General features: G+C 37.9%; 7 protein-coding genes. 3 read left to right on the top strand and 4 right to left on the bottom strand.

Translation table 11 applies throughout. The features are described 5' to 3' along the window. Positions 1-37 precede the first annotated feature (37 nt). Positions 38-934: a sugar phosphate nucleotidyltransferase gene (locus P8I29_01775; protein ID MDG1916525.1), complete on the top strand. Its 897-nt coding sequence runs from the start codon at positions 38-40 to the stop codon at positions 932-934. A gap of 120 nt (positions 935-1,054) precedes the next feature. Here the strand turns inward: P8I29_01775 and P8I29_01770 are convergent, their stop codons facing one another. The 4 genes from P8I29_01770 to P8I29_01755 form a co-directional block, all read right to left on the bottom strand. Continuing rightward, positions 1,055-1,930 carry a T9SS type A sorting domain-containing protein gene (locus tag P8I29_01770; protein ID MDG1916524.1) on the bottom strand — a complete coding sequence of 292 codons (876 nt, stop codon included), beginning with the start codon at positions 1,928-1,930 and terminating at the stop codon, positions 1,055-1,057. 152 nt (positions 1,931-2,082) lie between these two features. Beyond that, entirely contained in the window at positions 2,083-4,020 is a 1,938-nt protein-coding gene (gene ispG, locus P8I29_01765) for a (E)-4-hydroxy-3-methylbut-2-enyl-diphosphate synthase (protein ID MDG1916523.1), read from the bottom strand. A gap of 35 nt (positions 4,021-4,055) precedes the next feature. After that, entirely contained in the window at positions 4,056-6,308 is a 2,253-nt protein-coding gene (locus P8I29_01760; GenBank protein MDG1916522.1) for a peptide-N-glycosidase F-related protein, read from the bottom strand. A gap of 47 nt (positions 6,309-6,355) precedes the next feature. Further along, on the bottom strand, positions 6,356-8,173 hold the full coding sequence (locus tag P8I29_01755; protein MDG1916521.1) for an ABC transporter ATP-binding protein: 1,818 nt from the start codon (positions 8,171-8,173) through the stop codon (positions 6,356-6,358). A gap of 56 nt (positions 8,174-8,229) precedes the next feature. Between P8I29_01755 and rbfA the strand changes: the two genes are divergently transcribed. Together rbfA and P8I29_01745 are read left to right on the top strand one after the other, a co-directional pair. Continuing rightward, positions 8,230-8,565, top strand: a complete 336-nt coding sequence (gene rbfA, locus P8I29_01750) for a 30S ribosome-binding factor RbfA (protein ID MDG1916520.1) — start codon at positions 8,230-8,232, stop codon at positions 8,563-8,565. A 3-nt stretch (positions 8,566-8,568) separates the two neighbouring features. Further along, positions 8,569-9,771, top strand: coding sequence for an ABC transporter permease (locus P8I29_01745; GenBank protein MDG1916519.1), 1,203 nt, complete (start codon positions 8,569-8,571; stop codon positions 9,769-9,771). The last annotated feature ends 3 nt before the right edge of the window (positions 9,772-9,774 follow it).

Here is a 9,774-nt window from a genome sequence, read left to right as displayed (position 1 = left end):
ACTTTTGCCGATAATTAACCTTTAATATCACAAATTAATGAAACCAGCACTTTTAATTTTAGCAGCAGGAATGGGTAGCCGTTATGGTGGCTTGAAACAAATCGATGGCATAGGACCTAACGAAGAGCCAATAATAGAGTACTCTATTTATGATGCTATTCAGTCTGGCTTTGGCAAGATTGTTTTCGTTATTCGTCAGGAGTTTGACGAAGCCTTTCGCTCACGTTTTTCCAAATTTGAGGATAGGATAGAGATTGCTTACGCCTATCAGCCAGTGCAAGTAGAATTAGAAGGTGTGGATTTGGTAGAAAGGCAAAAACCATGGGGGACATCTCATGCTGTTTTGGTAGCCAAAGAATTTATCAATGAGCCTTTTGCGGTCATTAATGCCGATGATTATTACGGTAACAATTCCTTTAAGATAATGGTTGACTTTTTGCAAAACGACTGTTCGCCATCCGTTATGTCTATGTTGGGTTATGTCTTGGACAATACCCTTTCAGAACACGGTACAGTGAATAGGGGAGTTTGTGAAGTAACCGATGAAGGTAATCTCATTGAAGTTATAGAGCGTACCAAGATTGCTAAAGTGGACGGCAAAGTAGAATATAATGTTGGCGAAGAAGGTGGCGCAGAGCTTAACCCTAAAGCCAGTGTATCTATGAACTACTGGGGTTTTCACCCCTCTATTTTTGCTGAGATAGAACAAGGACTTCACGCTTTTATGAAAGAAAACGCACAGGACCCTAAAGCTGAGTACTACATACCAAACATTGTTACTGATAAAATTAATGACGGGACTATGGTGGTTAAGGTTATTCCTACTACCGACACTTGGTTTGGGGTGACTTACAAAGAAGATAAGCCTATGGCTGTGGCGGCTATTGCCGAACAAATTGAGAAGGGCGTTTATCCTACGCCTTTGTGGGGCTAACACACCCCTGATACTTGGTATCTATCCCCTCTCAAGAGGGGATTTTTTTTGATACTACTGTTTTCTCCCCTCTTGAGAGGGGAGAGATTAGCATAGCTAATCAGGGGTGTGTTGGAATTGCTATAACTTTAATACCCTATCTTGATGCAATAGTTTGTCCTTATTCCAAAAACGAATGGTATAAATCCCATTATCCAAATGCGAGATGGAAAAGGTATTTTCCTGATGAGGGTTTAGGTTTTGTTGGTGCCTTAGCTTGCCCATAAGGTCGTAAACGCTGAGGTATTGAGCTTCATTATTTTGGACGTAAACAATACCCGATTTGGTTGGGTTAGGGTATAGGAAAATAGACGATTCATCTTGCTCACTAATACTAGCTAATGTAGTAAGCTCAAAATTGTCAATCTGACAAACGTAGCGAGGACCACATATAGAATGGTCTTTCATTTTAACAGTAATGTATTGGATGCTATCGTGATAACATCGGAATTCTTTGTATTGATACTCCCAGTCAGTGAAACTTATAGGTGCTGATGAACTAAACAAAGTGACACCGACATTGCTGCTATCATTAGAGTAACCAATTGATAAACCATTAGTCATTTCTGTTTGTGGACCAGGAGGTGGAGGAAATTGGATTATTTGATGACGTCTTATATAATAACTAACTCTATAATTTTTTCCAACTACTAAAGGTTGGGATAACTTTAAGGAGATAAAATTATCGGGATAGTTGAGGTTGTCACCTTCCAAAACATCGTATAAAATTAAGTTCCACTGACCCTCTTGTGAAGAGCCGTTTTTCATACATAAGGTTAGCGTATCGTTATTAGCAAATCCAAAAATATTGTTTACACTAGTACTGAAGGATTCGGATGTAAAAGAATAATGAAAATCATTGTTGAGTGTATTATCCTCAAAACTGCCATTGAGTATGGTTTGGGCGAGACAATTATAGTTGAAAGTTAAAAACAGAATAAGTAAGAGAGTTTTCACAAGCTTAATTTTAAGGGAATTGATAATACCTCGAAGTTAGGCACAAAAGTTTAAAAAGTCTATCAATACAAAAGCGAAATAAAAGGTGTGGAAATGGATAAAAGGGTAAATAATTCATTGGGCTTTAAGTTGTGAAACAAATTTATAAAATTTTAATCACTTTTTGCTTCTACCCAATCGCCATAGTTTTTGATAAGGTCTATCAGAGCATCTACAGCTTGTTCTTCAGGGATGTTGCGTTGTACCACTTCTCTTTCTTTGTAGAGTGTTATTTTTCCTACACCAGTCCCTACATATCCGTAGTCTGCATCTGCCATTTCACCAGGACCATTAACGATACAGCCCATAATACCAATTTTTACCCCTTTAAGGTGGTTGGTTTTGGCACGTATTTTGGCGGTGGTTTCTTGTAAGTCGAATAGGGTACGTCCGCAAGATGGACAAGAGATGTATTCTGTTTTAGAGATACGTGTTCGTGTGGCTTGAAGTATGCCAAAGGCTGTCTGATTCACATTTTGATCAGATCCACAATTTTCGGCAGCTATGAATATGCCATCGCCTAGGCCATCTAGCAATAAGGCACCCATATCTGTTGCGGCATGAAGCTGTAGTTTTTCTTCTGTCAACTCGCTATAAGCACGACCTATAATGACAGGTACTTGACAATCGGCATTTATCAATTCCATGAATAGTCGCCTTTGTTCTGCCATAGCATGTGCATTCCAACTGTCGATAAGCAAAACAGCCGTGCTATCGTTTTTTAGCTGGTCTATTAGTGTGGTGTTGAGGTCTTCCAAACAGGCATAAACGAGGTTCATTGTTTCCGAAAAAACATCTACTTCCAAATATTGTTTGGACGTTAAAAAAGGATAAACTCTTTCTTTTTCTTGATGTTGCAGCCAAGTATCGTAATGGTAAATGACGCCTAAAGTCCCCGGTATGTCAAAGTCTATTTCTTCACCCCCCAAAAAGACGTAATCGCAAGCCATATCGCCAATGTTCCACTTGTCGGTAGGTACCGAATAACGATAACCCAAGGCAAAGAAACTGGCTGGTGTAATGTTTTTCTTCAAAGAAAAGTCTGCCATCACAATAGGAACTTGCTTGTCGCCAATGTTAAGTACTGAGGTGCTTTTTCTTCTTTGGTAGTTGTAGCTATCAATGGGGTTTTGCTCTACCTCAGCAATAGCTTTATGCTTTATTCTATCTTGGTAACGGTCTACCAAGTCTCGAGCTACAGGAATTTCAAATTCGGGCTCTTCAGTAAGAGAAACTCTAACGGTATCGCCTATGCCATCTTCCAACAGTGTGCCTATACCTACTGCTGATTTGATACGGCCGTCTTCACCCTCACCTGCTTCAGTAACGCCCAAATGCAAAGGATAATTCATGCCTTCTTCTTTCATCTTTACGATGAGTAATCGGTAGGCTTGTACCATGACTTGCGTATTACTGGCTTTCATGGATAAGATAATTTCGTGGAAATCTTCTTCCCTACAAATGCGTAAAAACTCCAAAGCAGATTCTACCATCCCCAAAGGCGTATCGCCATATCGGCTCAGTATTCTATCCGACAAAGAACCGTGATTAGTCCCTATGCGCATAGCGGTACCTTCTTCTTTGCAAATACGAACAAGGGGAAGAAAACGCTCTCTGATACGTTCTAATTCTTGCTGATAAGTATCATCGGTGTATTCTATTTCTTCAAACTTTTTCTTATCGGCATAATTGCCTGGATTTACTCTAACTTTCTCAACAATTCGAGCAGCAATTTCAGCAGCGTTTGGTGTAAAATGAATATCAGCCACTAAAGGTGTATCGTAGCCTCTAGCTCTGAGTTCATCTTTTATATTTTGTAGATTTTCGGCGTCTTTTTTGCTAGGGGCGGTAATGCGGACTATTTCACAACCGGCTTCTATCATGCGTATGCTTTGCTCAACGGTGGCCTGTGTATCCATTGTATCTGTTGTAGTCATGGACTGTACTCGTATAGGATTGTCGCCACCAACACAGACATTACCAACCATAACTTCTTTAGTTCGAAAACGAGAATACTGAACTTGACTATTGCAATAGGAGGGGTTTTTCATCAAAACAAAAATATCAAAAAAGACTAATGTTAATTTTAATATTTGTTAAATATTATTTTTTCTGTTTGTAATGAGTCAGCAACCTTGAGTTTGATGAAGTAAATGCCATTAGAAAAAGGAGTTAAGTCAATTTGCATTTCTTCCGTTTCCCCTAGCCATTTTTTTTCTAATAGCAATCGCCCTTTTACATCTAACAATTGGATGTTTTTTTCATAAGTTGAAGCTGGAGATTTAACGTTTACATAATCATGGGTGAGGGTTGGATAAACTTCAAAACTATTCATAGAATGCTTGTCAATAGGGGTTGCGTTTTCAACTCTAAACGAATGAACTATTCTCGAGCCAAAATCTTTATGGAATGTTTTAAATACTGAAATGGTATCGTAGTACATGAAGTTGATAAATCCTGATCCGTCAGGCTGATCTATTTCTCCCTCGTTATACAAAGCATCCCAATACCAAAAGTCTAAGCCATCGCCACCTGTATCTTCAAGAGTAAATTTGAAACAACCGTTGCCTAAAATTACGGTATCGGCGTTTAATGTATTACTAACAAAATTGTCTTTAGAGTAAACAATTTCACCTTGACTATTTTCTATTTTCCAAGAGTTTTCTGAGCCATAATTATTGGTCTTTAAGCGCACTAAAAATTGATTTTTATAAACCGGAACATCTTCAAAAGCCGACGCCATAAAGTCATTGTCGTTATGCATATCGGTATTGCCGTTAGGTGAAGAAATACTTACTTCAAAAATATTTTCAGTTCCATCGTTTATCATTTCGCCTAATGTCACTTCTTCTTCTTGCATGAATTTAAGGTTTCCTGTCCATTGCTGACTTTGCATCGTTCCGCCTTTAACACCATATTGAATAGTCAATTCGGTTAATTCTTCAGTACCAGAGTTTCTGATTTTTATAACAGGATTAGAGCATATAGGGTTTATTCTCGAATACTGGTCTTTTAGTGAGGGACTAATAATATCTATCACTTCGGCATCTAGTACGAAGTTCGGTTCTTTATATTGAAAGAAATGAACAGCACACGAATAGGTAGCAGAATTTGTAGGATTATAGCTGCTAAAATTGATGTCCATTAAGGCTGAATCACCAGCGATAATGTATGGTGTTATTTCGTGATTGAAGATAGGTACAGCTTCACCCGGACACCAATTGGCACGGTCAAAAATCCAAGTTCCGCCTTGTGGCCATATAGCGTTAAATCCGCAATCGTCTTTCCAAATGTTTTCTCCACCAACAATTGAACCATTAACTTTAGCGGTGTAGCTAACTCCAGAAGTAAATTCGCCTGCAGCACCATGCCCTGTTGGTACAAATTGTAATTTAAAGCTATGAGCATATTCAGAAGTTGCAACTTTTACTTCAGGCATTTGGTTGTTTTCAAAGTCGGCAGAGTTAGTGTAGCCATAGCCAGCAGCACCATTCTTATATACATTGGTTAGACTGAGGGGAGTTCGTGGAGGTGTTCCTTCAATAAACTCAAAGTTAAGGGTTACACTAAAGCCACTGCTCCAACCCGAATAAAAAGCGTCAATCTCTACTGAATCTTTAAGTAGGTGTTGGAAGTCCGTCACATCGTAAGTAAATCGGTGTTTCCAGTTTTCATCGTAACCGTTAGTACCATAACTGTTATTGGCAGGGTTCATATAGGTGCCATAAGGAGTAATGGCTCTACCTAATTCAAAATCTTCTATAATTTCAAATACATTGTAGGTGTCAGTATTGCTCAAATAAAGCGTTGTATCAGCAGCTACCCATACAGAATCAATAACTGCTCCAGCACTATCAAAAGTTATGTTGTAATAGTTAGCGGCATATACATACTGTGTGTCTGTTGCTAAAAAGGGTACGTTTTCATCTTGATACCAAACCAGCACTAGTGTGTCATTGGCGATAGCCGTACCTCCACTAATGCTATCCCAAGCATTAACATAGGTGGGGGTATAGCTGAAAGAAATACTATCCGGACTTGAACCATCTAGACTAAAACTTGGTGAAAATACCAGATTAGAATCGTACTTGCTAGTTCTATTTCTTAGTAAAATATGCACATCATAATCCCAGCCGCTACAGCCTGTTGAAGCGCATCCCATGTCGAAGTGCATGAGTACCTTTCGGTAGTTAGCGTCATTGGGAAACTCTCCCCATTCTTTATAATGACCGTGCGATGTCATATCGACATTATCGTGTACTTGTACAAAAGTAGTATCGCCAGAATCTGCAAAAGCAAGGCTAAAGCTGAGGCATAGGATGAAAAATAATCGTATCATTTGTTGAACTGTTAAGAGTTTCAAATATACGAAGAAAAGCTAAAAAATTAACTCAGGTTTTGGTAGTCTTTAAGACGTTTGTAAACACCTTCTTTTTTTATGAGTTCTTGGTTGGTTCCTTGCTCTACGATTTCTCCATCTTTCAATACCAGAATATGATCAGCATTTTGTATGGTTGACAATCGGTGGGCAATGACTATAGATGTGCGATTTTTCATGAGTTGGCTTAATGCCTCTTGCACCAACTTTTCAGACTGAGTGTCTAACGCTGAGGTTGCTTCATCTAAAATGAGGATAGGAGGGTTTTTGTAGATAGCTCTAGCAATGCTCAATCGTTGTTTTTGTCCACCAGATAATTTGCCACCACCTTCACCCACGTTACTGTTGTAGCCTTCGTTCATCTCCAAAATGAATTCGTGTGCATTAGCGGCTTTAGCTGCTGCTATGACCTCGTCCATATTGGCGTTTTCATTGCCTAAGGTAATGTTATTGAATACGCTATCGTTGAACAGTATTGACTCTTGAGAAACAATCCCCATGAGGCCTCTTAAATCGGAGAGTTTAAAATCTTTGATATTGATATCGTCAATTAGTATTTGGCCTTTTTCAATATCATAGAATCGAGCCAATAAGTCGGCTATGGTCGATTTTCCGCTACCCGACTCACCTACCAAAGCTATAGTTTGCCCTTTTTGAATATCAAAACTAATATCTTTTAAGACAGCCTGTGTATCGTACTGAAAGGAGACATTTTTAAATGTCAGCTGTTCAGTAAAAGTTTTGCCTTTAGCAATTACAGGTTCTTTAATGCTGTTTTCAGTATCTAATATATCCATTACTCTTTTAGATGAGGCACTTCCTTTTTGGATATAATAAAAGGCCGTAGTAAAGGATTTGGCAGGAGGAATAATTTGTGAGAAGATAGCAATATAGCCAATGAAAGCTTCTGGCGAAAGACTGTTTTCAACACCCAACACCAGTTGACCGCCAAACCACATGACACATACTAAAACTACGGTACTTAAAAACTCACTCATGGGTGAGGATAAGTCTTTTTTACGCAATAGCTTAGTCATCGTAGCTCGGTAGCTATCGCTATTTTTTTCAAACTGTTTTTGTATGATTTGTTCCGCTCGAAATGCTTTAATGATACGTAAGCCACCGATGTTTTCTTCTATGTTGGAAAGTATTTCACCCATTTTACTTTGCCCTTCTTCAGACGATTTCTTTAAACTTTTGCCAATACGAGCAATGAGGAATCCAGCAATAGGAAATAATACAATAACGAATACCGTTAGTTCTGGGCTTATGAAGACTAAACTAGCCAAGAAAATAATGATATTTAAAGGGTCTTTGAAAATCATTTCTAAAGAACTCATTATGGACCATTCAATCTCCACCAAGTCTGTAGTCATACGAGCAATGATATCGCCTTTTCTTTTTTCGGTATAGTAGCCAAGGGGCAAATTCAAAACCTTCTTATGTAAAGCGTCTCTCATATCACGCACAACACCATTACGAATAGGTGTTAGAAAAAATAAGGCTAAGTATCGAAATAGGTTTCGAAAAAGGAACATGACCAATACCAACCCACAAATAAATAGCAAAGCATCTATTTGCCCTCTGCTTTCTATGATTTGAGTAATTTGAAGATAGAAGTTTTCTTTAATAGAAGTTGTGCTAAAGCCTAGTGGCGGTGCTTGATATACTTTTTCTTGTGTGCCAAAGAGTAAGCCCAAAAAAGGAATAATCATCGTTATAGATACCAAAGAAAACAGCACTGTAAGGATGTTAAATACAATATTAAACACAGCATAAATCCAGTACGGTTTAGCAAATCGCAACACCCTTAAAAAATCCTTCATAGTGCAAATGTATTTAAATTGCTCTTTTTAAGGTTCTAAAAATTTATCTTTGTTCTATGGAAAGTACAAGACAGAAGAAAGTTTCTAGACAACTATTGAAAGATTTGTCAGAGATTTTACAGCTTAAAGGCAGGGATATAATAGGCACATCTTTGGTGTCTGTAACAGTAGTGCGAATTTCTCCAGATTTATCAGTGGCTAGAGTATATATTAGTGTCTTTGGCACAGAAGAGAAAGAAGCATTACTCAAAAGAATAAACCAACAGTCTTATGCTATTCGCAAAAAATTGGGCGAACGTATTCGCAATCAAATGCGTAAAGTTCCCGAGTTAAAATTTTTCCTTGACGATTCTGTCGATTATTCACAACAAATTGATGACTTATTAAAATAGATATTGAAAGTTGCCTTTTATATCGCCAAGCGCTATTTGTTCGCTAAGAAATCCAAGAATGTAGTCCATTTTGTGAGTTTAGCCTCTATGATTGGTGTGGCTATCGGAACGGCAGCTTTGATATTGGTTTTATCGGTGTTTAATGGTTTTGAGAAGCTGATACTATCGTTGTATAATTCTTTTGACCCCCCTATAAAAGTGAGTGTTGTTGAGGGTAAAGTATCAGCTTTTGAAGAAGCTAAAAATTATCTTGATGAGCATTCAATTCTGTATTCAGAGGTGTTAGAAGAAAAGGTCTTGTTACGTTATCAAGACAAGGAATATATCGCTACTTTAAAAGGGGTTGATTCTAATTTCAAAGGTATTAACGCTATTGATAGCATGCTCATCTCTGGCGACTATTTGGATGTTTATGAAGCTCAAAATACGGCAGTGGTAGGGCAAGGTGTAGCCTATTACCTTTCTATGAGTGTAGGGAATGTTTTTGATCAATTACAAGTCTATGTTCCCGACAGAGAGAAAAAGAATCTATTGCGCCCTGAAAATTCATTCATTCAAAAAAGTATTCTACCTGTTGGTGTATTTGCTATTCAAGCTGATTTTGATGCGGAATATGTGCTTACCAATATCGCTTTTGTTAGAGAGGCGCTAAATAGAGATAGCCTTTCATCTTCATCTTTAGAAATCCTTTGTGAAGATGCTCAAATTCAAAGCGTTCAAACCGATTTGCAAAGCTTATTGGGAGATTCATATAGTGTGAAAAGTAAATACGAACAACACGCTTTTTTATACAAAATATTGAACTCGGAAAAATTGGCGGTATTTATCATTTTGAGTTTTATCCTCATCATTGCTACCTTCAATATAATTGGTGCTTTGACGATGCTAATGATAGAAAAGAAAAACGATATTAAATTACTTTTTCATCTTGGTGCATCGCCTCAAGTCGTTAAGCGGATCTTTTTATTTGAAGGGCTTCTGACGACTGCCGTTGGCGCTATATCAGGATTACTTTTAGGCTTATTTATTGCTTGGCTACAAATACAATTCGGATTGCTAAAAATGGGTAATGGTTCTTTTGTGGTAAATAGTTATCCTGTTGTGATAGAGCCTTGGGATATAGTATTGGTACTGATTACCGTTTTTGGAATTGGGTGTATTGCTAGTCTTATCCCTTCAAGACAATTGGTCAAACGCTTTTTTTAGTCA

Source organism: Flavobacteriales bacterium, from assembly GCA_029248105.1.
In the GTDB taxonomy this organism is placed as follows: Bacteria; Bacteroidota; Bacteroidia; order Flavobacteriales; family UBA7312; genus UBA8444.
This window is presented reverse-complemented; position numbering and strand designations above follow the sequence as displayed.

Coding starts and splice junctions, on each gene's coding strand:
- ispG (MDG1916523.1), bottom strand. CDS start 4,020: ATGAAAAACCCCTCCTATTGCAATAGTCAAGTTCAGTATTCTCGTTTT.
- P8I29_01775 (MDG1916525.1), top strand. CDS start 38: ATGAAACCAGCACTTTTAATTTTAGCAGCAGGAATGGGTAGCCGTTAT.
- P8I29_01755 (MDG1916521.1), bottom strand. CDS start 8,173: ATGAAGGATTTTTTAAGGGTGTTGCGATTTGCTAAACCGTACTGGATT.
- P8I29_01760 (MDG1916522.1), bottom strand. CDS start 6,308: ATGATACGATTATTTTTCATCCTATGCCTCAGCTTTAGCCTTGCTTTT.
- rbfA (MDG1916520.1), top strand. CDS start 8,230: ATGGAAAGTACAAGACAGAAGAAAGTTTCTAGACAACTATTGAAAGAT.